This is a genomic window from Streptomyces sp. NPDC030222 (assembly GCF_055573115.1).
On record NZ_JBVICA010000032.1, the window covers coordinates 1 to 26,664 of the forward strand.

Annotated in this window: 23 protein-coding genes; 15 read left to right on the forward strand and 8 right to left on the reverse strand. The window is 71.5% G+C overall.

The genetic code is table 11. From position 1 onward, the window contains the following. Positions 1-287: 287 nt before the first annotated feature. Complete coding sequence (locus ACZ4Z5_RS31400; protein ID WP_468269320.1) at positions 288-839, forward strand: RNA polymerase sigma factor; 552 nt, start codon at positions 288-290, stop codon at positions 837-839. Next, entirely contained in the window at positions 832-1,872 is a 1,041-nt protein-coding gene (locus tag ACZ4Z5_RS31405; RefSeq protein ID WP_468269322.1) for a CU044_5270 family protein, read from the forward strand. Before ACZ4Z5_RS31400 ends, ACZ4Z5_RS31405 begins: the two co-directional genes overlap by 8 nt. 102 nt (positions 1,873-1,974) lie before the next feature. On the opposite strand, the gene ACZ4Z5_RS31410 is transcribed toward ACZ4Z5_RS31405, so the two are convergent. From ACZ4Z5_RS31410 to ACZ4Z5_RS31420, 3 genes are all read right to left on the reverse strand, one after another. After that, positions 1,975-2,673 carry an NADPH-dependent FMN reductase gene (locus ACZ4Z5_RS31410; protein WP_468269324.1) on the reverse strand — a complete coding sequence of 233 codons (699 nt, stop codon included), beginning with the start codon at positions 2,671-2,673 and terminating at the stop codon, positions 1,975-1,977. 758 nt (positions 2,674-3,431) lie between these two features. Continuing rightward, positions 3,432-4,403, reverse strand: a complete 972-nt coding sequence (locus ACZ4Z5_RS31415) for an SRPBCC family protein (RefSeq protein ID WP_468269326.1) — start codon at positions 4,401-4,403, stop codon at positions 3,432-3,434. 4 nt (positions 4,404-4,407) lie between these two features. Beyond that, positions 4,408-5,307 (reverse strand): histone protein, encoded by a 900-nt coding sequence (locus ACZ4Z5_RS31420; protein WP_468269328.1) that lies wholly within the window; start codon positions 5,305-5,307, stop codon positions 4,408-4,410. Positions 5,308-5,456: 149 nt separating this feature from the next. On the opposite strand from ACZ4Z5_RS31420, the gene ACZ4Z5_RS31425 reads away from it, so the two are divergent. From ACZ4Z5_RS31425 to ACZ4Z5_RS31460, 8 genes are read left to right on the forward strand one after another with little or no spacing between them, the layout of a single operon-like run. Further along, positions 5,457-5,750: a gas vesicle protein GvpO gene (locus ACZ4Z5_RS31425; RefSeq protein ID WP_468269330.1), complete on the forward strand. Its 294-nt coding sequence runs from the start codon at positions 5,457-5,459 to the stop codon at positions 5,748-5,750. Between the two features lie 29 nt (positions 5,751-5,779). After that, positions 5,780-6,265: a gas vesicle protein GvpJ gene (gene gvpJ / locus ACZ4Z5_RS31430; protein ID WP_468269332.1), complete on the forward strand. Its 486-nt coding sequence runs from the start codon at positions 5,780-5,782 to the stop codon at positions 6,263-6,265. A gap of 2 nt (positions 6,266-6,267) precedes the next feature. After that, positions 6,268-6,981, forward strand: coding sequence for a GvpL/GvpF family gas vesicle protein (locus ACZ4Z5_RS31435; protein ID WP_468269334.1), 714 nt, complete (start codon positions 6,268-6,270; stop codon positions 6,979-6,981). Between the two features lie 10 nt (positions 6,982-6,991). Continuing rightward, positions 6,992-7,255 (forward strand): gas vesicle protein GvpG, encoded by a 264-nt coding sequence (locus ACZ4Z5_RS31440; protein WP_468269336.1) that lies wholly within the window; start codon positions 6,992-6,994, stop codon positions 7,253-7,255. Beyond that, complete coding sequence (locus ACZ4Z5_RS31445) at positions 7,248-7,751, forward strand: gas vesicle protein (RefSeq protein ID WP_468269338.1); 504 nt, start codon at positions 7,248-7,250, stop codon at positions 7,749-7,751. Before ACZ4Z5_RS31440 ends, ACZ4Z5_RS31445 begins: the two co-directional genes overlap by 8 nt. Continuing rightward, the gene (locus tag ACZ4Z5_RS31450; protein ID WP_468269340.1) at positions 7,748-8,563 is read left to right on the forward strand and encodes a GvpL/GvpF family gas vesicle protein; all 816 of its coding nucleotides are present in this window, start codon (positions 7,748-7,750) and stop codon (positions 8,561-8,563) included. The genes ACZ4Z5_RS31445 and ACZ4Z5_RS31450 overlap by 4 nt, the downstream gene beginning before the upstream one ends. Further along, complete coding sequence (locus tag ACZ4Z5_RS31455) at positions 8,560-8,829, forward strand: gas vesicle protein (protein ID WP_468269342.1); 270 nt, start codon at positions 8,560-8,562, stop codon at positions 8,827-8,829. The genes ACZ4Z5_RS31450 and ACZ4Z5_RS31455 overlap by 4 nt, the downstream gene beginning before the upstream one ends. Continuing rightward, a complete protein-coding gene (locus tag ACZ4Z5_RS31460; protein WP_468269344.1) occupies positions 8,826-9,233 on the forward strand; it encodes a gas vesicle protein K in 408 nt (135 codons plus the stop codon). The genes ACZ4Z5_RS31455 and ACZ4Z5_RS31460 overlap by 4 nt, the downstream gene beginning before the upstream one ends. Before the next feature lie 219 nt (positions 9,234-9,452). On the opposite strand, the gene ACZ4Z5_RS31465 is transcribed toward ACZ4Z5_RS31460, so the two are convergent. Continuing rightward, the gene (locus tag ACZ4Z5_RS31465; RefSeq protein ID WP_468269346.1) at positions 9,453-10,487 is read right to left on the reverse strand and encodes a TrmB family transcriptional regulator; all 1,035 of its coding nucleotides are present in this window, start codon (positions 10,485-10,487) and stop codon (positions 9,453-9,455) included. A gap of 202 nt (positions 10,488-10,689) precedes the next feature. Here ACZ4Z5_RS31465 and ACZ4Z5_RS31470 point away from each other — a divergent pair, with 202 nt between their 5' ends. The 3 genes from ACZ4Z5_RS31470 to ACZ4Z5_RS31480 all read left to right on the forward strand — a co-directional run bounded on the left by ACZ4Z5_RS31470 (position 10,690) and on the right by ACZ4Z5_RS31480 (position 15,701). Then, complete coding sequence (locus ACZ4Z5_RS31470; protein WP_468269348.1) at positions 10,690-13,491, forward strand: M4 family metallopeptidase; 2,802 nt, start codon at positions 10,690-10,692, stop codon at positions 13,489-13,491. Between the two features lie 375 nt (positions 13,492-13,866). Further along, entirely contained in the window at positions 13,867-14,964 is a 1,098-nt protein-coding gene (locus tag ACZ4Z5_RS31475) for a baeRF2 domain-containing protein (RefSeq protein ID WP_468269350.1), read from the forward strand. After that, positions 14,964-15,701, forward strand: a complete 738-nt coding sequence (locus ACZ4Z5_RS31480) for a protein-L-isoaspartate(D-aspartate) O-methyltransferase (RefSeq protein ID WP_468269352.1) — start codon at positions 14,964-14,966, stop codon at positions 15,699-15,701. The genes ACZ4Z5_RS31475 and ACZ4Z5_RS31480 overlap by 1 nt, the downstream gene beginning before the upstream one ends. Before the next feature lie 277 nt (positions 15,702-15,978). Here the strand turns inward: ACZ4Z5_RS31480 and ACZ4Z5_RS31485 are convergent, their stop codons facing one another. Continuing rightward, positions 15,979-16,539: a hypothetical protein gene (locus ACZ4Z5_RS31485; protein WP_468269354.1), complete on the reverse strand. Its 561-nt coding sequence runs from the start codon at positions 16,537-16,539 to the stop codon at positions 15,979-15,981. A 407-nt stretch (positions 16,540-16,946) separates the two neighbouring features. On the opposite strand from ACZ4Z5_RS31485, the gene ACZ4Z5_RS31490 reads away from it, so the two are divergent. Beyond that, entirely contained in the window at positions 16,947-18,455 is a 1,509-nt protein-coding gene (locus ACZ4Z5_RS31490; protein WP_468269356.1) for a glutamate synthase subunit beta, read from the forward strand. Positions 18,456-18,494: 39 nt separating this feature from the next. Here the strand turns inward: ACZ4Z5_RS31490 and ACZ4Z5_RS31495 are convergent, their stop codons facing one another. From ACZ4Z5_RS31495 to zwf, 3 genes are all read right to left on the reverse strand, one after another. After that, entirely contained in the window at positions 18,495-20,921 is a 2,427-nt protein-coding gene (locus ACZ4Z5_RS31495; RefSeq protein ID WP_468269358.1) for a glycoside hydrolase family 65 protein, read from the reverse strand. Beyond that, the gene (locus ACZ4Z5_RS31500; RefSeq protein WP_468269360.1) at positions 20,918-21,661 is read right to left on the reverse strand and encodes an HAD family hydrolase; all 744 of its coding nucleotides are present in this window, start codon (positions 21,659-21,661) and stop codon (positions 20,918-20,920) included. The genes ACZ4Z5_RS31495 and ACZ4Z5_RS31500 overlap by 4 nt, the downstream gene beginning before the upstream one ends. Positions 21,662-21,809: 148 nt before the next feature. Then, complete coding sequence (zwf, locus tag ACZ4Z5_RS31505; RefSeq protein WP_468269362.1) at positions 21,810-23,273, reverse strand: glucose-6-phosphate dehydrogenase; 1,464 nt, start codon at positions 23,271-23,273, stop codon at positions 21,810-21,812. Positions 23,274-24,135: 862 nt separating this feature from the next. On the opposite strand from zwf, the gene ACZ4Z5_RS31510 reads away from it, so the two are divergent. Next, entirely contained in the window at positions 24,136-26,664 is a 2,529-nt protein-coding gene (locus ACZ4Z5_RS31510; RefSeq protein ID WP_468269364.1) for a Pls/PosA family non-ribosomal peptide synthetase, read from the forward strand.

Consider the following 26,664-nt stretch of genomic DNA (forward strand, 5'->3'; position numbering starts at 1 on the left):
GCCATCACGCCACCGATGACGAAGAACACGAACGAGGTGACCAGGTACAGCGTGCCGATCGTCTTGTGGTCCGTGGTGGTCAGCCACTTCACGACACGGACCGGTGGGGCTGCCGTCCCCCCGGGGTCGGGGACGGACGCAGGGGGAGGGGCAGGCACGGCGGCTCTGGAGCGGATCTCGTTCACAACCCGGCTGTGTCCGGCCGCCCGGGCAGCATCACACTTCGGCGGAGAAGTGAGTCAGAACACAGGTGTGATGATCGTGGGACTGCCGGACACTGACGGGACATGAGCAACGACGAACATTTCGCCGCTGCCTATCGCGAGCACTACTGGGCGGTCAGCCGTTATGTGGCGCGGCGGCTGGGCGGCGAGACGGGCGCGATCGAGGAAGTGGTGGCGGAGGTGTTCCTCGTGGCGTGGCGGCGCCGGGCGGAACTCCCGGAGTCCCCGCTCCCCTGGCTCTACGGCGTGGCGCGCAACTGTCTCGCCAACTCCGTGCGCAGCGCCGGGCGGTACCGTCGGCTGCTCGACCGGCTGGGCAACCACCAGGCCGCGCACCGGACGGACATGGCGGAGGGGCCCGGCGCCGAAGGGCCGGCTTCCTGGATGCACGAGGCGCTGGGCCGGCTCGACCCGGCGGACCAGGAGATCCTGCGGCTGACCGCCTGGGAGGGACTGGAAGTGGCGGAGGTCGCGGTCGTCCTGGGCTGCCGGCCGGGGGCGGCGGCCATGCGGCTCCACCGAGCCCGCGCCCGGCTGCGCACGCGGATCGAAGCGATGCGGATCAACGTGCCGGCCGGTGCGCCGGCCGGTGGGAGGAACAGCGCCGATGGCTGACGAACTCGACCTGCTGCGCGAGGCCGACCCGGTCTCCGCCCGTCAGGGCCCGTTCCGTGACCGGCCGCTGGACGCCGCCGCCGAGCGCCGGCTGGACGAGCTGCTGCACGGCGGAACGGCGCAGGCACCTGTGCTCCCGCTGCGCCCGCGGACCGTCCGGCGCCCGGTCCGGAGGCGCACCGCGTTCGGTCTGGCCGCCTGTCTCGCCGCGGCGGTCACGGCGGGAGTGCTGCTGCTGGTCGCGGGTGCGGGAACGACACCGGCCGTGGCCGCACCGGCGCCACTGGTGCTGCGCCAGGACGCCCCTCCGGTCCCCCTCGCGGAAGTCGCCCGCCGGGCCGGGCAGTCGGCCGCCGACGCCGCCGGGGCGGGCCACCCGGGCAGCCATGTCCAGTCGTGGAGCCTGGACATGGGCGACGGCTCGGGGAAGCAGCCCCCCGTCACCGTGCCGGAGGAACGCATGACGCGGTGGAACCGGGACGGCACCCGCACCGAACTCGTCGTCGCCACCGACCCGTCCGCGCCCGGCGAGCCGGTCATCACGGACGACGACGGCAGCCCGCGTGCGGTCCGCGACGGAACGGTCCTGCGGAACACCACGGAGCCCGGCGGGGCCTTCGGTCCCGGTCTCCCCGTAGGCGGGCCGCCGGAGGATCCGGCCGCCCTGCGCCGCCACCTCCTCGCCACCGCGCCGGAAGGGTCGGGGACCCCTGTCACCACGAGGCTGCTCCAGGGCGTCTCCACCCTGCTCGGCGAGTGGACCCCGAGTGCCCGGCAGCACGCCGCGCTCGCCGCGGTCCTGGCCGACGCCGAGGGGCTGGGCCCGGTCGGCACGGTCACCGACCGGCTGGGACGGCGGGGCCAGGCGTACGCGTACGTTCCCGGCGGCACGGGCGACACGAACCGCTACCTGCTGATCGTCGACCCACGGTCGGGACGGGTACTCGGCCTGGAGACGACGGTCACCCGGGCCGTGCCGGAGTACCGGCTGAAGGCCGGGGCGGTGCTCTCGTACGAGGCATGGATGGACTGAGCCGCGGCCCGGTCCGGGGGGTGCCGGGGTCTGCGCGGCGCCGGGGTGTCGGGGTGGTGCCGACGTCTCGGGGTGGTGCCCGTCGGATGCGGCGCGGGCCGGTCACTGCTCCGCGCGCTGTGTCACGGTGGCGCTCGTGCTGTCGCCGAGGAATTCGTACCAGCGGCGCTGCAGACAGGGGTAGAGCGTGTCCGCCTCGACCAGGTCGAGGAAGGAGTCCACGGTCGTGGCCAGCCGTTCCTGCAGCCGGGTGTCGATCAGGTTGCCGTCGTCCGTGAACGCCTGGTGGGCCTGGGCGAGGCTGAACATGTCGGGGTAGACGCGGGCGCCGAGGTGCTCCAGCGGGACCCGCAGCGCCCACAGCCCGCGGTTGCCGCCGACCATGGACGGCGAGGCCGAGACGAGCAGCGCCTGCTTGTCCTTGAAGGGCTGGGGCCGGAAGCGGGACACCCAGTCGATGGCGTTCTTCACCACACCCGGCACCGAGGCGTTGTACTCGGGCGATGCGATGACGAGGGCCTGGGCCGACTCGATGCGGTCGCGCAGGGCAACGGCGGCCGCGGGGGGTCCCTGCGCGTCCTCCAGGTCCCCGTCGTAGGAGGGGGTGTCGAAGTCGCGGAGGCGCGCCGGATCGGCGGTGGCTCCGGCCCGCCGGACGAGCTCGGCCACCAGCGAGGCCAGTCGCGAGTTGGTGGAGCCGGACCTGAACGATCCGGAGAGCACCAGCACGCGGAGCGCCCCGCGGTCGACGCGGGTGGACGGGATGCCGGCGTCCTCGGGCGAGAGGGGGGAATCCGTCATGATCCAGCCTTTCTCGTTGCCGTCCCGGGCCCACGACGGGGGCTCGGGACCGTCCATGCAGGGCGTGCCGTCGGCAGGCCGCCCGCGACAGGATCCTGACCCCGGCGGTCGCCGGACGCATCCAGGAGGAGCAGCCCGCGGCCGTTCTCCTCGCCTCCCTCGGCCTCCCATGAGGGCGGGCCGAGGGAGGCGTCGGATGCCTCCTGTGCGGCACGGCGTGCGGCACCGCGTGCGGGCGACTGTGCGAAACGGAGGCGGAGGAGCACGAGCCGGACCGGGGGAGCCGGAAGAGTGCCAGGCGGTGCTCCTCCGTCCGGGTGCTCGCGGGCGTTGCGTTCTGCTTGATTGATGCGTCAATCATCTGGGGGATGTGCACCCGAGAGGCCGCCCGTCGGCCAGGAAGCCGCGCCAGGCGAGGCACGCCGGCACCCGGTCCTGGCGTGACGCCGGCACCGAACCGACCCGCCCGGTGACTTCGATGAGATCGGGTCGCCCGTGGACGCACCTCGCGTCGAGCAACGCGGCGTGGAACTCGGCCGGTGGCTCCGGGTCCGCGCAGTCCGGTGCGACAACTTCCGTCCTCGGGACGCCCATCGGCCTCTCCCTCATGCCGAAGCCGTGACGAGACGGGTACCCCGGGGCCGGTGGCCATGTGCGGGAGACGACGGGCCCCGGGCGGGAGCGCCTCTCCGCCCGGGGCCCGTCGTCCCCGGCACCTGCACCTGCACCTGCACCCGCACCGAGCGGCGTCGGGAACCTCACTCCCTCTCGGCGTCGCCCTCGTACTCCTCTTCCCCCTCCTCGTCGCCTTCGTCCTCGTACTCGTACTCGTCGTCGTCCTCGGCGTATTCGCCGTCGGGGGCGCCCTCCTCGTCGTCCTCGTCCTCCCGTTCCTCACCCTCGGACTCCTCCTCGTATTCGGCGTCGTATTTCTTGTCCTCCTCCAGCCCCTCTTCATGAGTGAGGACCACTTCGCCGTCGCGGATCTCGCCCCGCCAGCCCTCGACTTCCTCGTCGGAGAGCGTCACGTACCGCTGGAAGAGCTTGAAGTCCAGGCGCAGGCGCCGTCCTTGGGCCCGCCAGAGGTTCCCGGTCTTCTCGAAGAACCCCGACGGGAAGTACTCGACGACCAGCACGATACGGGTGAGGTCGGGCGTCAGTTCATGGAAGGTGACACAGCCCCGTGTGGTGCCCTTCGCGCCCTCGGAGGTCCACATGATCCGCTCGTCCGGGATCTGTTCCTGGACCGTGGCCCTCCAGGAGCGCGTGGACGGACCGACCTTGACCTTCCAGTTGCTGGAGATCTCGTCGTTCTGCGACACACTGCGCACGCCCTTGGCAAAACCGCTGAACGCCTCGTACTGGGTCCAGTGGTTGTACGCCGTGCGGACCGGCACGCCCACGTCGAGGACTTCGACGAGGTTCATGGACTTGCCGCCACCGGACTTGCTGCGGCCTCCGCCACCACCGAGGAGGTCCTGAGCCTTTCCCAGGACGTTGTCCTTGAGGCCCTTGGCCTTGCTGCCGACGAGAGCCTTCAGTGCCGCGCCCGGGAGTGACCCGCCGTTCTCCGCGACGTCGAGCAATTGGTCGGTGAGGTCGGCGAGTTTGTCACCGGCCTTGTCCGCGAGGTTCTCCACCTGGGCGCCGAGGTAGTCGACCAACTCGTCGCGCAGCAGGTCCGCACCCGAGGCCTCTCCGGCACGGGAGTCACGAGCCGTTCCAGCCATTGGTCTACCTCCGGCGTGCGGCCGTCTTCTTGCCGGCCGTCTTCTTGGCCGTCGTCTTCTTGGCGGCCGTCTTCCGTGCCGTGGCCCGCTTGGCCGGGGCCTTCTTCGCGGGGGCCTTCGCGGGGGCCTTCTTCGCAGCGCTCCGTTTGGCGGGCGCCCTTTGACCCGACGCCTTCTTCTCGGGCGCCTTCCTGGCCGGGGCCTTCCTGGCGGGCTCCCCTTCAGCCGACGCCTTCCCGGAAGCCTTCTCGGCAGGGGCCTTCTCGGCCGCGGCCCTCTTCGCGGGTGTGCGCTTGGCCGGCGCCTTCCCGGCAGGCGCCTTCTTCGCGGGCGCCCTCTTCTCAGGAGCCTTCCTTGCCGGTTCCTTCTCGGCGGCCGCCTTCCGGGTGGCCGGTCGACGGGCCGGCCGGGAAGGCTCCCGTGCGGCGGCACGGCGACGGCGCGGCCGCTCCTCGGCTGCCACTTCCTCCCGCTCCTCGGGTTCCTCCTCCCGTTCTCCTCCCTCCGGTTCTTCCTCCCATTCCTCTTCGGGTACCTCTGGCTCCTCGTCGTACTCCTCGTCCGGCCCCTCTTCTTCCTCCTCTTCGCCCTTCCCTTCGAGCTGGAGGCGGCGGTCGTGAAGGGTGTCCGCCAGGTCGGCGAGCCTGCGGTCGACGGTGGCCGCGATCGCCTGGCGTCCCGCGTCCAGCAGTTCGCCCCTTATCTGGTCGCCCAGGTCGGCGACTTGCGGCACGTCCTTGAGCCTGCGCAGGCCTTCCGAAGCCAGTTGCTGCGGATCGAGCCCGAAGCGGCGCCCGGCGGCATACGTCGCCAGGGCGAACGCGAGCCGTCCTTTCTTCGCCCGCCCGAGCAGATACCCGCCCGCGACCGCGGCCGCGAGAGCGATCTTGGTCGTGTCATTCATGAACTGTTCCCTTCGGCAAGGGCCATTGAAGGGCGAACCGAACACTTGCAGAAGAATTGCCCACATCAAGGCGGGGTATGTCCCTATATGGTGAGATTTTATATTTACGCATGGAATATGGCGCCCGCACCGTGCCAAGGAGGCCGGCCATGGCCGCAGCAGAGCCCGCCAGAAGGCGGCGCAGGCAGGGAGCGGCAGCCGCCATGCGTTCCGCGGCAGAACAACTGGAGGAGCTGCTGGGACGCCGCCCCGAGTCGGTGTCGGCCCTGAAGCCGACGGACGACGGGTGGCAGGCCGATGTCGAGGTCCTGGAGCTCGAGCGGATCCCCGAGACCACCAGCGTGATGGCCACCTATCGCGTCACGCTGGACGAGGAGGGCGACCTGGTGTCCTACGAACGAGTACGTCGCTACACCCGTGGACAGATCGACCGGCGGGCCTGATACACGGCCGGCCAGTGAAGGGAGGCACCATGACCGTGGTGCCGCAGGGCGGAAGCAGCCTGTCGAGAGGGGGCAGCGGCAGTACCAGCAGCCTCTACGACGTTCTGGAACTCATCCTCGACCGAGGACTCGTCATCGACGTCTTCGTCCGCGTGTCACTGGTCGGGATCGAGATCCTCAAGATCGACGCCCGCATCGTCGTGGCCAGCGTCGACACCTACCTGCGCTTCGCCGAAGCCTGCAACCGCCTCGACCTGGAGGCCGGACGCAAGGCACCGGCGCAGCTGACCGACGTCGTCGGGGACACGCTCGAGAAGGGGGCGCAGGGCAAGTCCAAGGGTGCCCTCTCCGGCGCCGTGGAAGCCGTGGGCGAGGCACTCACCGGTGACGGGCGGGAGAAGGACGAGGAGGACGCCGACGAGGGCGAAGGGGCAGAGGAGAAGGAGCCTGTGGAGCGGCGGCGAAGGCCGACGCGGCGCACCCCCCGGCGCGCGAGGGAACGCGAGGAGGGGTGACCATGCCCGTGTACGTCTACTCCATCACGGACGCGCGGCACCCGCTCCGCCTCGACGGCCTGCGGGGAGTCGGCGAGTCCCCACCCCCTCTGCGGAGAGTGACGGCGGGGCGCCTCAGCGCGGTGGTGAGCGACGCTCCGGACGATCTACGGCCCAAGCGCCGCGACATCACGGCGCACCAGGAGGTCCAGGACCGTCTGATGGCGGAGGGCACCGTGCTGCCGCTGAGATTCGGCCTCACGGCTCCGGACGACGACGCCGTCCGCGCCGCTCTGGAGGACGGCGCCGCCGACTACGCGGAGCGGCTCCGGATGCTGGAAGGCTGCGCCGAGTACCACCTGAAGGTGGCGCAGGACGAGGACGCCCTGCTCCGCGAGATCCTCCAGGAGTCCGATGCCGCCCGGCAGCTGAACGACGACGTCCGCAGCGGCAAGGGGGACCCGCAGGCGCGCCTGGCCCTCGGCGAGCTGGTCGCCCATGAGGTGCAGGCACGCCAGGAGGCACTCGCCACGGGGGTCGTCGAGGCGCTCCGGTCCTTCGCCCGTGACGCGGACGTGTTCCAGCCGACCGGGGACGACTTCGTCAGCGTCTCGTTCCTGGTGGCCCATGACAAGGAAGAGCTCTTCCTCACCACGGAGCTGAGCCTCGCCAATCAGATGGGCGACGAGTTCCGATTCCGGCTGAGCGGACCTCTTCCCCCGTACAGCTTCGTCTGAAGGAATCACGATGGGTCTGTTCACCCAGATCGTCACTCTGCCGCTGGCACCCGTGCGCGGTGTCGCATGGGTGGTGGACCGCGTCCTGGAGGCGGCCGAGCACGAGTACTACGACCCGGAGCCCGTGCAGCGGGAACTCGCGGCACTCGAAGCGGATCTGCTCGCGGGACGCATCGACGAGGAGACGTTCGACCGGAGGGAGGACGAACTCCTCGACCGGCTGGAGGAGATCAGGACCTACTGGCAGGAAGCACGAGGCAACCGCCGTGACTGATCCCGTGGCCAACAGGCTGGGCTCCTACCCGTCCAGGGCGGCACCGCCCTATGGGCAGGGATCCTCGGCCAATCTCGCCGACATCCTGGAGCGGGTGCTCGACAAGGGCATCGTGATCGCCGGCGACATCCAGATCAATCTGCTCGACATCGAGCTGTTGACCATCAAACTCCGCCTGCTCGTCGCGTCCGTCGACAAGGCGAAGGAGATGGGCATCGACTGGTGGGAGCACGATCCCGCGCTGTCGTCCCGGGCGCACGACGACCGGTCCCTGGCTGCGGAGAACCGGCGGCTGCGGGCCGAGATCGACGCGCTGCGGAGGAGCGGCACGCTTCCGCGGGGCGGGGGCCTCCGGGCCGACGAGCTTCCGGAGGACGAGGCGGTCGCCGAGGAGGAGCAGGTCCCCGAGGGCGGGACGTCTGCCGAGGACGCACCGCGCTCCGCAAGAGGGAGCCACGGTACCGGCAGGCCACCGCGGAGAGGGAGCCCGCGATGACCGAGCACGTGACCTACGTCTACGCCGTCGCCCGGGGCGCACCCGAGCTGGCCGAGGCCGCCGCTGGGCTCACCGGCGTGGCCGGGGCCCCGGTCCGTCTCCTGACCGGCACCCACGGTGACGACATGGTGCTCGCAGTGAGCCCGGTGCCGTCGGCGGACTTCCAGGAGGACGCGCTGAAGAGGCACCTCGAGGACCTGGAATGGCTGGAATCGGTGGCCCGGGCCCATCACGGTGTGATCGAGGCGCTGTCCGCACGCACCGCGCTGCTCCCCCTGCGGCTGGCGACCGTGTACCTCGACGACGACCGGGCGCGGACGGTCCTGGAGGCCGGGTGGGCGGCGTTCGCGGAGCGGCTCTCGCGCCTCGCCGCGCACATCGAATGGGGGGTGAAGATCCACGTGGAGCCGTCCGCGGTCCCGGCGGCGCCCGCACCCGCCGCCCCGGCGGACCTCAGCCCCGGGCGCGCGTACCTCCGGGCCCGCAGGGCCCAGCGGAGCGTGCGCGACGACGTCTACCAGGCTGCCCGGCAGGTCGCCGAGCGGGTGGAGGAAACGGGACGCAGATACGCGACCGACCACGCCCGGCACCGCGTGCAGCAGGGCCGGCTGGCCGAGGGCCCGGGCGAGAACGTGGTCAACGACGCGTATCTGGTGGCGAGGGACCGGGCCGACGAGTTCCGCGCCGAGGTGAGCCGGGCCGCCGACGAGGTCGAAGGGGTCCGGGTCGAGGTAACCGGTCCCTGGGCGCCGTACTCCTTCGCCATGCCCCCGGAGGTGTCCGACGACACGGCGGAAGGCGCCCGTCCATGACCGCGTCCGGCCCGTCGTCGGCACCTGAGCCCCTGGCGGGCCGTCAGGTGGCTCTCATCGACCTGCTGGACCGGCTGCTCAGCGGCGGTGTGGTCCTCACCGGGGACGTGGTGCTGTCCATCGCCGACATCGACCTGGTCCGCATCTCGCTGCGGGCGCTGATCGTATCCATTCGCTCGGCGCAGGGCGGCACCGCGAACGACCCGGGAACCCGGCCACCTGGAGAACCCAGCCCTTGGCGAACCATGACCCATGAGGAACCATGACGCGCGAGGACGCCAGGGAACCGGCGCGACGGCTCGAAGAAGTCGCCGACGCGGCGGCCCGCGCGTTCCGTCTGCTGCCGGCGGCTCCCCGTGACCTGCCGGCCCCGGGACGGACCGCCCGTCCCGTGCCGCACCGGATCAGCGCCGATCCCGACACCGTGGAACGCGACCTGGTCCGGCTCGTCCTCACCCTGGTCGAGCTGCTGCGCCAGCTGATGGAACGCCAGGCGCTGCACCGGGTCGATCAGGGGGACCTCACCGAGGAGCAGGAGGAACGGCTCGGGGCGACGCTGCTGGTCCTGCACGACCGCATGAACGACCTGTGCGCACAGTACGGGCTGACGATGGACGACCTGAACCTCGATCTCGGACCGCTGGGGACACTGCTGCCACCGCCGGATTGAATGGCCGGTTCCGTACGGGAGCTGCCGCGGCGGGCGGGCGCGCACACCCGGGCGCCGGCGTGTCCGGCACCCGCCGGGTAGGCCCGGAGTCCCGAGGTCCGGTCCGTCGAGTCGCGTGCGGGCGGCTCTCCCGCCACGCGGCTCCTCCGTCGCCCTGGGGACCGTCGGCCCGGGTGCACGCGGGACGGACGGTGGGGCGTGGGCGGCCGGAGACCCCCTTTACGCGATACCGCTCAGCGGGCTGTCGTGAAGCCAGCCGCGCATCGTGGCCTGGGCTCCGGCCTGGAAGCGGGTGTCGGCGTTGAGTTCCGCGAGCAGTTGGCTGATCCTGCGCCGGGCGGTGTGCACATGGACGCCCAGCCGGCGGGCGATGGCCTCGTCCTTCAGGCCGGCCGCGAGCAGCCCGAGGAGCTCCCGCTGGGGACCGCCGAGGGGGTTCCCGGTGCTCCCGAACGGCGTGGACCGGTCCCACACCGTCTCGAAGAGGGGAAGAACGGCGTTGCGCAGCAGGGAGTTCCCGAGCACGAGCGCGGACGCGGTCGGGTCGACCGACTCGGACGGCGGCAGCAGGCAGGTGCGGCGGTCGACGACGATGAGCTTGGTGGGCAGGCCGCTGCCCACGCGTGCCCGGAGTCCGCGCCCGGTGAGCGCGGTCAGACGGCGGATCTTCCCCGGGTAGTCGAGGCCCTCGCGGTCGAGGACGGCGCGTACCGTGACCCCGCGGGCGAGGAGCGCCTCGATGTCGAGGCCGGCCGCGCTTCCCGAACGTCCGTCGTGGGGAACACCCTTGACGTACGGTGGGCGGTCGAGGATGAGCACCTCCCGTTCCGCCGAGGCGAGCAGACCGTCGGCGCGGTCGGCGACGTCGGCCGCGCCGCTGACGACTTCGAAGCTGCCGAGGGGTGCCGCCGGGGATCCGGACAGCAGCCGGCCGGCGATGCGGTCGGCTTGGGCGCGCAGCCGTTCCAGTTCGGCCGACTGGTGGTGAAGTGCCGCCTGGCGGCGGTGGATCAGGGTGCGGATGGCGGCGGCGGGGGCGGCCGGGCGGGGCAGGGCGTCCGGGCCGCCGCTGGGGCCCGGCACGGTGAAGCCGTGGTCTGCCAGGGCGGCGAGCACGTCGTCGAGCCGGGTCCGGGGGACTCCCAGTAATCGTGCGAGCTCCTCCGCGTCCGAGGCCTCCCCCGACAACAGCGCCCGATAGGCGCGTTCCTCCGTCTTTCCCAGTCCGAGGCTGAGCAGTTCGGTCTCGATCATGCCCGGATTCTTTCCCTCCGCACACTTCCCTCACAAGTGTGCGTGTCCACTTATGAGTTCGGCGGCGGTGTTGGCAGTGGGCCCTCGCACGGTTTGCATGGTCATGACCGAACGCAAGCGTTCAGGCACAGCCCGTGGAGGATCAGCCTTGCGCAAGCACAGAACACGCACCCTCGCTTCGGCCGGACGCACATCCGGGGGGATGTCCGGTTCCATCACCGCCGGAGGACTGGCCGCCCTGCTCGGCGCGGCCCTTCTGGCGACCGCGGTCCCGGCCCACGCGGCCGACGGACCCAGCGGCCCAGCCGGGGGCATCGTGCCCGGCACGGAGACGGCCACGCCGGCACTCGTCGAAGGCATACGCGAGCCAGTGGACGCGAAGGCCGCCCCCGCCGACGCCGCCCGCAGCCACCTGGCGGCGAAACAGAGCCGCTACCGGATCGCCCGGCCCGGCACCGATCTCGCCCCCGTCGCGACCCTGCGCAGCGGTGCGGAGGAGACCGTCCGCCTCCAGCAGAAGCACCGCGGCGTCGAGGTCCTCGGCGGCCAGTACGTCGTACGGATGGAGAAGAAGGACGGCCGAAGGGTCGTCACAGGCACCTCGGGCCACTACTTCACCGGCCTCAGGACGACCACCACTCCGTCGGTCGGCGAGGACCTGGCCGTGCAGCGCGCGGTGGCCGCCACCGCCCGTCAGCTCGGTGCCGACCGGCTCGGCAAGGACGACGCAGCCCGCGCCGAGGGCGAGCGGACGCCGTCGGTAGCCGCCCTGTCGGGCACCGCCGAGGGGCTGGTCGTGCTGCCCAAGGGCGAGGGAGTCCTCGCCTACCGGGTGACCGTCAGCGGCACCATGCCGGACACCGGTGCGCCGATCGTCCGCGAGGTCTACATCGACGCCCGCGCCGGCTACCCCGTGCTCCAGTTCAGCGCCCTGAAGACGCTGACCGCGCCGGAGACGGAGGCCGCCGCGACCGCCCGGCGCGGAGCGGCCGCGGACGAGCCCGGCACCGTCGCCGACCTGCCCGTCGCCACCGGCTCCGGCGTCCGGCTGAACGGCCGGAAGGCGTCCCTGGAGCTGTCGCACGACGCCACCGCCGGCCAGTACCTGATGACGGACCGGTCGCGCATGCGCACCACCAGCAAGAACATGCTGTCCACCTGGGACGCCCGCGGCCGCTACGTGTCCGAGGCGTCCGGCAAGTGGCCGACGGGGCTGAAGGAGTTCTCCTCCCCAACCGCCGACTTCGGCGCCCCCGCCACCGACTCCGGAGCGGTCGACGCCCACTGGAACGCGGGACAGGTCTACGACTACTACAAGAACACGCACGGCCGCGACAGCCTCGACGGCCGCGGCATGACGGTCAACTCGCTGGTGGGCGTGACCTATTACGGCCTGCCGTACGTCAACGCCTTCTGGGACGGCCAGAAGATGGTGTACGGCAACGGCGACAAGGAGTACAAGCCGCTCTCCGCCGACACCGACGTCGTCGGTCACGAGATGACGCACGGCGTCATCGAGAACTCGGCGAACCTCGTCTACGCGGGCCAGCCCGGCGCCCTGAACGAGGCCCTCGCCGACTACTTCGGCAACGCCATCGACGTCACCGCGAACGGCACGCCGATGGACGACCCGACCGCGGGCCTCATCGGCGAGGACCTGTGCCGCACCAAGTCGGCGGCCGACTGCGCCCTGCGGGACCTCAACGACGGTGCCAGCACCTCGAAGAGCTTCCTCGGCGTCTCCTTCGCCACCGACAACGGCGGTGTGCACCTCAACTCCACCATCTTCTCCGGCGCCCTCTGGGACATGCGGGAGGACCTCGGCGGCGAGCTGTCCGACAGGATCGTCTACAAGGCGCTCACCGAGTACATGACCCCGCTGGACGGGTTCACCGAGGCACGCAACGCCGTTCTCGCGGCCGCCAAGGACCTCGGTCTCGACGCGCGGCAGCAGAACACCGTCAAGCGGTCCTTCAGCGCCCATGGCATCGTGCCCGGGTGGGAGGACGCCCTCGGTGTCGACTCCGACTCCCTCTTCGGACGGCTCAACACCACGGACAGCGGTGCCGGTGCGGGCGGCGGCTGGTGGACGGTGTCCAAGTCCAACGACGACGGCTCCGAGCCGTACTCCGTGTACGCGGGACGTCTGGACGGCAGCGGCGCCCCGAAGGTGATCAGCCCCAACGACGGCCGGTACCACAGCTCGCCCGCCACCGACGGCAAGACCGTCGTCTGGGCGGCGTACGGCCCCACCTCGGTCGACATCCTGTCCCGTCCCGTCGCGGGCGGCCCCATCAAGAAGCTGCACAGCTCCTCCACGGGCGTCGCCGGTCTGCGTGTCGACAACGGTGTGACGGTGTTCGAGGAGTACGACTTCTTCGGCGGCCGACATGTGGCCTATGTGCGGGCCACCGACAAGGCACCGACGTTCGTCGACGGCCGCAACTGGAACCTGGCCACCGCCCTACCGTCCGTCAAGGGCGGCAAGCTCGTCTACGCCAAGCTGTACCCGCAGGACGGCACCTACCGTCTCGGCGTCGAGACGATGGACCTGGCCACCGGCAGGACGGCGCTCCTCGACCAGCTGGACGAGCCCCGGAGCCTGGGCCAGACCGGGGTGAACGGCCGCCACGCCTTCTGGCTGGCCGACGCGAACGGCTCCGACCAGGGCCAGATGTCCGTCCTGCGCGCCGGCCTCGACGGCAGCGGCACCGTGAGCCTCAGCAGCGAGTACAAGCCGGGCGCGCTCATCGCCTCGGAACTCACGGTGTCCGAGGACGCGTTGACCGTCACCGCCCAGACGCCCGGCACGGAGTACCGCAACGAGAACCTGTCGAAGCTGTGGCAGTTCTCCACCGACGGCGCCCGCAAGGACCGGGTCTCCTGCAACCGCGGCGAGCAGAACTACCCGGCCGCCGGCAGCGGCCGCCAGGTCGCGTGGATCGACGGCACCACCGGCTGGACCGACCTCGTGGTCCGCGAACGGCCGGCGGGCAACTGCTGACACGGCACGCACTGCGCACGGCGGCGGTGTGACGCCCCGTACCGAAGGCCCCCGGCACAGCCGGGGGCCTTCCCCCTGCACGGGGACGGGTGTCCGGGGTCGTCCGGGGTGCGAGCGCCGCGCTTCGCCGTGTGCCGGAGAGGAGGAGGGCTTCCTCGGCCCGGGGCCGGGCGGTCCGAACCTCCTCGTACCGGCTGCGGGCGGTGTGTACGCGGTGTGTTCACAGCGGCCGGCCGGGGCCGCGGCCGGGTATGCGCTGCCGAGCGGCGGGCTGCGACGTGTGGCGGCTGCCGCCTGCTCGTGATCGTCCCACCGCCCGACGCGAACCCCGGCCCCGAGCGCATCATCGGAAGAGGGAAGCGTCAGCAGGGAGAGATGATGAGGCTGTCGTTCCTGCGGCCCCTCTACGCCGAGCCGGGCCCGTTCGCCTCCGTGTACCTGGACACCTCGCGCGACACCGAGGATCCGGAGCGGGCGATCGTGCTGCGCTGGCGCCGGCTCCGGGACGATCTGGCCCTTCAGGGCGCGGACGGGGCCACGCTCACGGCCGTGGAGCGGGTGGTGGGGACGGACGCGGAGCTGCCCGGCCTGCACGGGCAGGCGATCTTCACCGCCCACGGGACCGTGGTGCTGGACGGAGAGCTGCCCGAGCCGCCGGTACGGGACTCCGCCCGCTACAGCACCCTGCCGGACGCCATGCCGCTGGTGGCCCAGCACGCGCCGGAGATCCCCTACCTGGCCGTGGTCGTGCACTACGGCGGGCTGCCCACCGCCGGGGCCGAGGGCACGGTCTCCGTCGTGGCCGAAGCCGGGACCTGGCCGGTCTCCAATGTCGACCCGGGGCAACGGCTGGAACGTCTCGTGCCGGTGGGCGCATGGCACGACACGGCGATCCGGCTCGGGCACGAGCTCGACGGTTGGGTGCGACGCGACGGGGCCGACGCCGTTGTGACCGGCGGGAACGGCTGGGCGTGCGACGTCCTGGTCCGCCGCCTGCCACGGGCGCTGCGCCGCAGGGTCGTGCGCGTCGCGGGCCCGACACCGACGGACACCGGCCGCGCCCTCCTGGAACCGCAGCTCGAAGGCGTCTTCCGGGGCCGGATGGCCGTCCACGACCGGCACCTCGTGGAGACGTACCTCGCCCGCCGGGCCGGGCACCGGGGCACCGCCGAGGGCCTGCGCGCCACCGTCGCCGCGCTGCAGCGCGGCCAGGTGTCCGCGCTGCTGCTGAACCATCCCCGGGCGTCCTCGGCTCCGCTCTGGGTGGGCCCCCGGCCGACCCAGCTCGCCCTCTCCGAGGAGGAACTGCTGTCCTTCGGGGTGCGGGCCCCCCGCGAGGAGGCCGCCGACGAGGCCCTGATCCGGGCCCTGGTGGGCACCGGGGCCGAACTGGTCGTCGTCCCCGCCCAGGAGCTCGCGATGCGGGACGGAGTGGGCGTGCTGCTCCGCTACACGGACCGGGGGACGCCCTGATGACCCGTGAACCGTCCGGCCGGCCCGCGGACGCCCGCACCGGGTCCGAGGCCCTGGTGCGGGCGTGCCGCGCCGCGGGCGTGACGGACGCACGCGTGCTGGGGGCCGTACTGGTCACGCCGCGAGCGGCCTACGTCCCGGCCGCCCACCTGGCCTCCGCGTACGCCGACGTACCCGTACCGCTCCCCCACGGCCAGGTGACCACGCAGCCGTCGCTCGTCGCCCTGATGGTCGAGGCCCTGGGCCTGTCGGGCGGCGAACGGGTCCTGGAGGTCGGCACCGGGTACGGGTTCCAGGCCGCCGTGCTGGCACGGCTCGCCGCGTCCGTCGTGAGCGTCGAACGCCGGCCCGACATGGCGGAGGAGGCCCGGCGGCGTCTCGCCGCGGAGGGCATGGGGAACGTCGAGGTCCGCTGCGGCGACGGGAGCTACGGGGTGCCCGACCGTGCTCCGTACGACGCGGTGATCGTCTCCGCGGCCTTCCCCGAGGTGCCGCCCCCGCTCGTGGAGCAGCTCCGCGCCAGCGGGCGGCTCGTGCAGCCCATCGGGCCGGGCGGGTGCGAACTGGTCGAGCTGTTCGAGCGGACCGCCCGCGGGCTGGTGCACCGGGGGACCGTCGTTCCCGCGTGCTTCGTCCGCCTGTACGGCGGGCACGGCTATGCCCCCGACAGCGATCCCGCCGACGGCGATCCAGCTCCCGGTGATCCCGGTCCCGCTCCCGGTCCTGGTCCCGGTTGATCCGGCCGCCGACGGCGACTCCGGCCGTACCCCTGGCAGTGACCCGTCCTAGGCGCCGGTCGGGTCGCCGGGCCACGGTCCCGCTCCCTGGGGAACGGTCGGGCTGTTTCCGGTCGGGTCCGTGCTTGAGGGACCGCGTCGGCACGCGGATCTCAGACCACCCTCACAGCCGCATCACCGTCGGTCCGCGGGCAACCGCGACCGCGCACCGGTGCGCGCGCCCCGGCGCACGCCGGACCGCCGGCGTGCACGGCCGGCGGTCGGGAGGTACGGGCGGTCAGCGTTCCGTGAGCGTCCTGGTGGTGGGCAGCGGTTCCCGGGGCGTCGCCGGACTCGCGGTGCGGAGCGCCTGCGCCGGCTGTCCGAGTTCCAGGCCGTCGTGGCTCTGCTTCCGGCGCATCGAGTAGTACAGGTGGTACCGCCCGGCGCTGTCGGTTCCGGCCGGGGCGTGCACGGCGGTCCAGTAGCGGTGGGCGCCGGGGGCGTCGCCGTCCGGGTGCAGCACGATGCCCATCACCCCGTACATCCGCCCGCCCCGTTCGGTCATGACGTCGGCGTCGCCGCATTCCCGGTAGTCGGTGATACGCGCCCAGAACGGTGCGTGCAGTCCGAGCGACCTGGTCAGTTCCAGCTGGCTCTCGATGAAGGCATCGCCCCCGAAGGCCCCGTCGTTGACGAAGAAGGCCTCGGCCGCCATGTACGGCATGGCGAACATGTCGCCCTCGCTGCGTGCGCGGAGGAAGTCGGAGGCCTCCAGCAGGGTCAGCCTGACGAGGGACCTCGCCTGGAGGGACCGGGGGGTCCGCAGTTCCCTCGGGGCGGATGAGTAGCCGGTCATGGAAACGCCTTCCCGTTCTGGGTGGATCGTGGTGGGTCCCGCTCCTTCGCCCCGTGGTGGGCTGTCTGGGCCGTCCGTCCCGCACCGCACGGTGCCACCGTGGAGGGCGCGGCGTCCGCCGGTGCGTCCTGCGCCTGTGTCCTACGTTCGCGGAGGCGGTCGGCGACAACCATCCGGCAGGTTTCCGGAACGCCCCCGCCGACTGGCCGGGACGGCCCGCCGACCGGCCGGTCGGCGAGCCGGCGCGCCCGTGCCCAGGGGTGCCGTTGCCCGGGCCACCCACCGGAGAGTGCCGACCGGTACACCGAGGGTTGCCGGGGTCATCACCGAGGGGTGATATCGCGACAATCCGGGCGTACTCTGACCTGACCGCCGTAATGCACCCCAGACGGTCGATGGAGGGGCGCATGACCGATCCCCACGGCTTCCTCCGGTTCCCCCGCCGGACCGGCCCCGCCCGCCCCGTCGAGGAGCGGCTGCGCGACTGGCACGAGGTCCGTGCCGGGCGGCCCCTGCTGCCCCTGGTGTCCGAGCAGGCCGGACGCTGCATGGACTGCGGCATACCGTTCTGCCACAACAGCTGCCCGCTGGGGAACCTCATCCCGGAGTGGAACGCTTACGCGGCGCACGGCGACTGGCGGACCGCTTCCGAGCGGCTGCACGCGACCAACAACTTCCCGGAGTTCACCGGGCGGCTGTGCCCCGCGCCGTGCGAGGAGGGCTGTGTGCTCTCGATCAACGCCGAACCGGTCACGATCAAGAACGTGGAGCAGGCCATCGCCGACCAGGCCTGGGAGCACGGGTACGTGCCGGCGCAGCCCCCGGAGCGGCTCAGCGGGAAGACCGTGGCGGTCATCGGTTCGGGGCCCGCGGGGCTGGCGGCGGCGCAGCAGCTCACCCGCGCCGGCCACACCGTCGCCGTCTACGAGCGCGCCGACCGGGTGGGCGGCCTGCTGCGCTACGGCATCCCCGAGTTCAAGATGGAGAAGCGGCACCTGGAGAACCGGGTCGGGCAGATGCGGGCGGAGGGCACGAAGTTCTACACCGGTGTGGACGTCGGGGGCGGTCTCGACGCCGGCGAGCTCAGGCGGCGCCATGACGCCGTCGTGGTCGCCGTCGGGGCGACGGAGCAGCGGGAACTGCCGGTACCCGGGCGGGAGCTCGCGGGCATCCACCAGGCGATGGACTACCTGACGTTCGCCAACCGGACCATGGAGGGCGACTACGCCTCGTCGCCCGTGACCGCACAGGGACGGCATGTGGTGATCGTCGGCGGCGGGGACACCGGATCGGACTGTCTGGGCACCGCCCTGCGTCAGGGCGCCGCCTCCGTGGTGCAACTGGACATCAACCCGGAGCCGGGAGAGACACGGCCGGAGAACCAGCCCTGGCCCGTGACCCCGAAGATCTACCGCGTCTCCCATGCGCATGACGAGGCCCGGGAGCGAGCAGGCGCCGATCCGCGCCTGTTCTCCTCCGCGACCTTCCGTTTCGAGGGGGACCCGGCCGGCCGGGTGCGCGCACTGCACCTGACGGAGGTGGAGCCCGAGCACCGGAGGCCGCTGCCGGGCACCGAGCGGGTGATACCGGCGGACCTGGTACTGATCGCCCTCGGCTTCTCCGGTCCCGAGCGGGGCAGCGGACTTCCGGAACAGCTCGGGCTGAAGCTCGACGACCGGGGGAATTTCGCCCGGGACGCCGCCTTCGCGGCCGTCCCCGCGGGGCGGACGACGCGGACCGGCCGCGCCGTCCCGGACGGGGTCTTCGTCGCCGGCGACGCGGGGCGCGGGCAGTCGCTGGTGGTGTGGGCCATCGCGGAGGGCCGGGCCGCTGCGGCTGCCACGGACCGTTTCCTGACCGGCTCCACGGCGCTCCCGGCGCCCATCGCGGCGACGGACCGGCCGATGGCGGTCTGAGCCTTCGGGGGTGAGTCCTCGTGGGTCCTCGGTGGTCGCTCAGGCCGGCTGCCCCGTGGCGGCCTGGACGGTGGCCTGCCCGGCAGGGGCCGTCTCCGTGCCGCCCGGGCGGTCGGCGGGCCGACGGCCCCTGGGCTGTTGGGGCTCCGGCTGTACGCGGACCGGCGGCAGGGGGCGTTCCACCGGCTGGGTGGCCGTGACGGTGAGCGGCTCGCCATGGTGCAGGAATTCCAGCCGCTCGCCCTCCAGCAGGGTGTAGCGGGTCGTGGAGGGGCGGATGTCCACCCGCAGTCGGCGCCCCCTGACCAGCACGGTGAAGGTCAGCCGGGACAGGTCCTCGGGAAGCTGCGGCGCGAATCCCACCCGGCCCGGCTTCCCGGCCCCGTCGTCGTGCCGGCGCATCCCGCCCAGCCCGAGGACCAGCGCGATCCAGGTGCCCGCCAGGGACGCGATGTGCAGCCCGTCGCGGGTGTTGTGCTCAAGGTTCTCCAGGTCCATCAGCGCCGCCTCGCCCACGTAGGCGGAGGCGAGCCGGAGGTGTCCGGTCTCCGCGGCCATGACGGCCTGGACGCAGGCGGAGAGCGAGGAGTCCCGTACGGTCAGCGGCTCGTAGTAGGCGAAGTTGCGGGCCTTCTCCTCGGCTGTGAAGGCATCCCCGCAGGTCACCATGGCGAGCACCAGGTCTGCCTGTTTGACGACCTGCTTGCGGTAGAGGTCGAAGTAGGGGAAGTGCAGGAGCAGCGGATACTGCTCGGGCGAGGTGGCGTCGAAGTCCCAGTGCTGGAAGCCGGTGAAGCCTGCCGACTGCTCGTGCACACCGAGCGTCTCGTTGTACGGCACCGCGATGCGGGCGGCGGCGTCCCGCCAGGCCGCGGTCTCCTCGTCGTCGACCTTGAGTTCCTCCGCGCGGTCGGGGTGCCGGAGCACGGCCTCCGCGGCGGCCAGGAGGTTCCGGCGGGCCATCAGATTCGTGTAGAGGTTGTCGCGGGCGACGGCGCTGTACTCGTCGGGTCCCGTGACGCCGTCGATGTGGAAGACGCCCTCGGCGTCGTGATGGCCGAGGGAGCGCCAGAACCGGGCGGTTTCGACGAGGAGTTCCGTGCCGGGCCCGCGCTCGAAGGTCTCGTCGCCGGTGACGGCCACGTAGCGCACGACGGCGTCGGCGATGTCGGCGTTGACGTGGAAGGCAGCCGTGCCCGCCGGCCAGTAGGCCGAGCATTCCGCGCCGGTGATGGTCCGCCAGGGGAAGGCGGCTCCGGCAAGTCCCAGCTGACGGGCCCGCTCACGCGCGGCGGGCAGGATCGCGTGGCGCCAGCGCAGCACCTGGGCGACGGCCTGCGGCGCGGTGAAGGTGAGCACGGGGAGGACGAAGGACTCGGTGTCCCAGAAGGAGTGTCCGTCGTAGCCCGTGCCCGTGAGGCCCTTGGCCGGGATGCCCCGCTGCTCGCCGCGGGCCGCTGCCTGGAGCACGTGGAACAGGGCGAAGCGCACGGCCTGCTGGATCTGTGCGTCGCCTTCCACCCGGACGTCCGCGCAGGCCCAGAAGCGGTCCAAGTAGGCGCGCTGTTCGGCCAGCAGGCCCTCCCAGCCGGTGGTCCTGGCCGCGGCGACGGCACCGTCGACCTGGTCGTGGACCGCGGGAAGCGAGCGTTCGGCCGACCATCCGTACGCCACGAACTTGACCAGGCGCAGCCGCTGTCCCGGTTCCAGGGTGGCGGTGACGGTGAGTCTGCTGACGTCGGGCTCGCTCTCGGCCGACCAGGTGGTCCCTTCGGGGCCCTCGACGACATGGTCGGCCGCAGCTCCCACCCGCTGACCGCTGCGCCGGGTGCGGTGCACCAGACGCAGCCGGGTGTCCTCGGCGAAGTCCTCCTCCGCGGCGAGCGGGGACTCGACCGCGGCGGCGACCCGCGGGTCCCCGGTGACGACCGGCAGCTGTTCGTTGGCGACCAGCTCGGACTGGACGGCCACCGTCGCCGGGCCGTTCAGCGGCTCCACCTCGTAGGCGATCGCGGCGACGGCCCGCTGGGTGAAGGACACCAGGCGCTTCGAGGTGATGCGCACCGCACGGCCGCCCGGGGTGGTCCATTCCGCGGTGCGGCCGAGGACCCCGGTGCGGAAGTCCAGCACCCGTTCGTGCGCGGTGAGTTCGCCGTAGCGCAGATCGCAGGGATGGTCGTCCACCAGCAGTCTGACGATCTTCCCGTCGGTGACGTTGATCAGCGTCTGACCGGACTCCGGATAGCCGTAGCCCGCCTCGGCGTACGGCAGTGGGTGCGTTTCGTGGACGCCGTTGAGATAGGCGCCCGGGAGTCCGTGCGGCTCGCCCTCGTCGAGGTTGCCGCGCCAGCCGATGTGGCCGTTGGCCAGCGCGAACACGGACTCGCTCTGGGCGAGGACGTCGAGGTTCAGCTCGGTCTCGCGCAGCGACCACGGTTCGACGGCGTAGCTGGGATGGGTGATCATCGTGACTCCAGGAGGTCGGCGAGGTCGTTCACCACCAGGTCCGCGCCGTGCCGGCGCAGTTCGGCCGCCTGACCGGTCCGGTCGACGCCCACGACACAGCCGAACCTGCCCGCCCGCCCGGCTTCCACGCCGGCCAGCGCGTCCTCGAACACGGCCGCCGTGCCCGGCTCGGCGCCGAGGGCGCGGGCCGCGGCGAGATAGGTGTCCGGGGCGGGTTTGCCGCGCAGCTGCAACCGCCGTGCCACGATCCCGTCGATGCGCTCCTCGAAGAGGTCCTCGATGCCCGCCGCGGCCAGCACGTCGCGGCAGTTGGCGCTGGAGGACACCACGGCGCGCCGCATCCCGGCGTCCCGTACGGCGCGCACATAGGCGACCGAGCCCTCGAAGGCGCGGACGCCCTGCTCGCGGATCCTCCGTAGCACCAGTTCGTTCTTGCGGGTGCCGAGGCCGTTCACCGTCTCCGCCTCCGGTCCGTCGTCGGGCGAGCCGTCGGGCAGGCGGACACCGCGCGAGGCGAGGAAGGTGCGGACCCCGTCCTCGCGGGGGCGGCCGTCCACGTACTCGTCGTAGTCGTGCACGTCGTCGAAGGGCACGAAGGGCTCGCCGTCACGGTCGGCGCGCCGCCGCAGGTAGCCGTCGAACATCTCCTTCCACGCCGCCGCGTGCACCTCCGCGGTGCGGGTGAGGACTCCGTCGAGGTCGAACAGGCAGGTGCGTACGTGATCCGGAAGACCCAGCATGCCGTCGAGGCTAGGAGGGGCCGGCGCCGCCCGGAGGCGACGGACACCGCCGCCGCGCCGGGGTAGGCCCGCGGGCATGATGCGCGGACGCCATACGGAGCAAGGGCGGCCGCGGCAACTCCCCGGCAGGCGGCGGCGCCCACGGACGTCACAGGCGGTCCGGAAGGCTCCAGCGGTACGGTGCGATGAGCCGGTGGATCCCCTCGGGTCCCCAGGAACCGGGCAGGTAGGGCTGCACCGCCGGCGGGTCGTCGAGGAGCGGCGCGGACACCTCCCAGAGCCGCTCGATCCCGTCGGCGCGGGTGAACAGCGACTGGTCGCCCAGCATGGCGTCCAGGATCAGCCGTTCGTATCCCTCCAGCGCGTGCATGGTGTTGAACGACTCCGCATAGCTGAAGACCATCTCGGCACCGGTCAGACGCATCGCGGGCCCCGGGTCCTTGACCAGGAAGCGGGCGGTGATCCGGCCCGGGTCGTCGAAGTCGATCACGAGTTCGTTGTTCCGCGTGCCGGGTCCGCTGCGGGCCGCCAGCGGGAACATACGCAGGGCGGGTTCCCGGAAGCCGAGCGTCACGACGTGCCGTCCCTGCCCCAGCGACTTGCCCGACCGCAGGTAGAAGGGCACCCCGGCCCACCGCCAGTTGTCGAGCTCGACACGGAGCGCGACGAAGGTCTCGGTGTCCGAGCGGGGGTCGACGCCCCGCTCGGCGCGGTACCCCTCGTACTGGCCGCGCACGACGTGCTCCGGCGCGAGCGGTTTCATGGACTGGAAGACCTTCACCTTCTCGTCGCGCAGGGACTGCGCCGAGAAGGACGTCGGGGGCTCCATCGCCACGAAGCCGAGCAGCTGGAATAGATGGGTCACGATCATGTCGCGGAAAGTGCCGGTCCCCTCGAAGAACTGTGCACGGCCCTCGATCCCGATCCGCTCCGGCACGTCGATCTGCACATGGCTGATGTGGTCGCGGTTCCAGACGGGCTCGAACAGACCGTTGGCGAACCGGAGCGCGAGGATGTTGTCGACGGACTCCTTGCCGAGGAAGTGGTCGATGCGGAAGACCCGGGACTCGTCGAAGACGCTGTGGATCGTCGCGTTGAGGGCGCGGGCCGAGGGGAGGTCCGTACCGAACGGTTTCTCGACGATCAGCCGGGCGTCGTCGGCCAGGCCGGTCGAGCCGAGCAGCTCCACCACGGAGGTGAACGCGTTCGGCGGTACCGCGAGGTGGAACAGGCGCCGCGGGCTCCCGCCGATCTCCAGCCCGGCCACCCGCACGGCCTCGATCAGCGGCTCGGGGGCGTCCGGGTCGGCCGCGCCGAAGGTCAGTGCGGCCTCGAACTCCTGCCACGCCCGTCCCTCGGGCTTCGACCGGCCGAATTCCGCGACCGCCTCGCGGGCGTGCTTGCGGAACGCCTCGTCGTCCAGTGCGGCCTTCGCGGGTGCCGAGCCGACGATGCGGTAGCGCGGGGGCAGCAGTCCCGCCTTCGCGAGATGGAAGAGCCCCGGCAGGAGCTTGCGCCGGGCGAGGTCCCCGGTGGCGCCGAACAGCACCACGACATGGTTCTCGGGAAGCGCGGTACGGCCGTCCGACCGGTGGTTGCCGAGCACGTTCACCCCGCCTTCTCGGCGTGACCGCCGAACTCGCCGTACGTCGCGGACCGGCCGCCGCACTGCTCGGGCGGGCGGCACCTCCCGGACGGCACCCGACCGCCGTGCCGAACGGATGAACCGGAGCCGGGAGACCCCGGCCGGGTACCCGTACGGCCGCCGTCGGCCCGTCCGGCCGCGTGGCCGCGGGAGGCAGCGCAGACGCGCACCGGTGCGGTGTCCAGGTCGCTCATGGCCTCCCCGATCTCGCGGCGCCCCGGTCCGGGCGCTACCGGGCCGGAGGGCCCAGTAGATGCCGTACGGCGACGATCCGCACCCGCAGCGGCTCGGGAGTACGGTCCGCCGTGCCGGCGCACGCGCACGGCCACCGGCACGGCGATCCCGCCGACAGGGTGCCCGGAAGGACACGCCCGGTGCCTCACCCGAGACGGGTGAGGGTTCATTGCGTGTACATACGGACGGAGCATTCGAGTGGCGGAACACCGGCACTCACTGCGCGCGATGAATTGCGTCATTCCGTAGTCCCGGACGAGGAATCATGCCCTCACCGCCCCAGCGGAATCACTCTCTCACCGCCTCACTGACTGCACATCAGGGCCGAATGGGGGACGGGCACGGAACCGTCCGAAACCGCGAAATCGCCGGAATCAAGGGCCCGAAAGCCCTTCCGTACGGAGACGGCCTGGATGCGATCGACTTCGAGTGGCAACCTTGCGGTGTAAGGGGAAGACTGAGGACACGGTTTGTGACCGGGCAGGAACTCATGAGTTCATGGCCGCCGGACGGATTGCTCCGGCCGAGTGCGCGAGGAAACCGGTTGCCGGCAGTGACTGGCCGTTGGTGGTCGAATTCTCCTCAGGGAGCTCGAATGGAAGAAAAATCTGTCGAGGTCTTGATGCCCGGGCCGGACGGATCCGCACTCGACAAGCGTGGATACGCCGGCCCGACGCCGGGCACCGAGAGTGGTCTCGCCGAGGTGCTGGCCGGCGTCGTGGGTGTCGAGTATGTACCCGTCGACAGCCATTTCTTCGATGATCTCGGTGCCAATTCCTTGGTGATGGCGCAGTTCTGCGCCCGGGTCAGGAAGCGCGACGACCTGCCGTCGGTGTCCATCAAGGACATCTACGGCCACCCGACGATCCGGGACCTCGCGGCGGCGCTGGCGGACGCTCCGGCCGCCCCTGCCGTGACTCCGGCCCCTGCTCCGGAGGACGTGGTGACGCCCTCCGGCTCGGCGCGGTTCGCCCTGTGCGGGGCCCTCCAGCTCCTGATATTCCTCGCCTACTCGTTCCTGGCCGGAGTCATCGCCGCGGAAGGCTACGACTGGGTCAAGGGCGGCTCGGACGCGGTCGACATCTACCTGCGGTCGGTCGTGTTCGGCGGGATCGGTTTCGTCGTGCTGTGCACCTTCCCGATCGTGGGGAAGTGGATCCTCATCGGCCGGTGGAAAACCCGCGAGTTCCCGGTATGGAGCCTGGCCTACCTGCGCTTCTGGACGGTCAAGGCGCTGATCCACGCGAGTCCCATGATCTTCCTGGTCGGAAATCCGCTGTACGTGCTGTACCTGCGGGCTCTCGGCGCGCGGATCGGCAAGGGGGTCACGATCCTCAGCCGCACGGTTCCGGTGTGCACCGACCTGCTCACGATCGGGGCCGGGACCGTGATCCGCAAGGATTCCTTCCTGCCGTGCTACCGGGCACACGCCGGACGCATCCAGACCGGCCGGGTCACGCTCGGCAAGGACGTGCTGATCGGCGAGAAGACCGTACTCGACATCGACACCTCGATGGGTGACGGGGCGCAACTGGGCCACAGCTCGGCGTTGCAGAGCGGCGAGTCGGTCCCGGCGGGCGAGCGGTGGCACGGATCCCCGGCGGAGCGGACCGAGGTCGACTACCTCCGGGTCGCACCAGTGCCGTGCGGCACGATGCGCCGGTTCGGTTACGGCCTGACCACGCTGCTCCAGTTGTTCCTGCTGTACGTGCCGGCGACCGTCGGAGGCACGTACATCCTGCTGACGGAGGTCCCGGCGGTCGGTGTGCTGCTGGGTCCGGACGCGGCGTCGCTCACTTCGGTGGAGTTCTACTCCGACTGCCTCGTCCTCTCCCTCCTCCTGTTCTTCGGATTCGTTGTCCTGGGAATGGCAGCACTCTTCACCGTTCCACGTCTGATGAACCTGGTGATCAAGCCGGACAAGGTCTATCCGCTCTACGGATTCCACTATTCGGTGCACCGGGCCATTTCACGTATGACGAACATCAAGTTCTTCAAATGGCTCTTCGGGGACAGCTCCTACATCGTCCACTATCTGCGAGGCCTCGGATACGACTTGTCGCGGGTCGAGCAGACCGGATCCAATTTCGGAACGGAAGTCCAGCACGAGACGCCGTATCTGACGACCGTCGGAAGCGGAACGATGATCGCCGACGGACTCTCCGTCGTGAACGCCGAATTCTCGAGCTCGTCGTTCCGGGTGTCCCGGGCGACGATCGGAGCCCACAACTTCCTCGGCAACAACATCGTCTTCCCCACGGGTGCCAGGACGGGCGACAACTGTCTGCTGGCGACGAAGGTGATGGTCCCGCTGGAAGGCGAAGTCCGCGAAGGGGTGGGCCTGCTCGGCTCACCGTGCTTCGAGATCCCCCGGTCGGTGGAGCGCGACACCCGGTTCGACCATCTGCGGGCCGGAAGCGAGCTGCGCCGCCGTCTCGCCGCGAAGAACCGCTACAACATCCGCAGCATGGCCTTCTTCCTGGTGGTGCGTTGGCTTCACTTCTTCGCGCTCACCGTGCTGGCCTTCGCGACACTCGACCTGTACGGCATCCTCGGGCTGCTCGTGATCGCCGCCTACCCGGCCCTCGGCCTCGCCTTCACCGCCGCGTACTTCGCGCTGGTGGAGCGCGGCATCGCCGCCTTCCGCCCGCTGCGGCCGCAGTTGTGCTCCATCTACGACCCCTACTTCTGGTGGCACGAGCGCCTCTGGAAGGTCCCCGACGAGTACTTCAACGTCTTCAACGGAACCCCGTTCCGGAATGTGATCTGGCGGATGCTGGGCGTACGGCTCGGCCGCAGGGTCTTCGACGACGGCTGCTACGTGACGGAGCGGACGCTCACCACCATCGGGGACGACTGCACGCTCAACGCGGGCAGCAAGGTCCAGTGCCACTCGCAGGAGGACGGCACCTTCAAGTCGGACCACAGCACCATCGGCGCCGGCAGCACGCTCGGCGTCGGGGCCCATGTCCATTACGGCGTCACGATGGGCGACGGCGCGGTGCTCGCCGCCGACTCCTTCCTGATGAAGGGCGAGGAGGTCCCCTCCCACGCCCGGTGGGGCGGAAATCCCGCCACGGAGAAGCAGGACGCCCCCTATCAGCCCGCGGCGCGGCGACGGTGA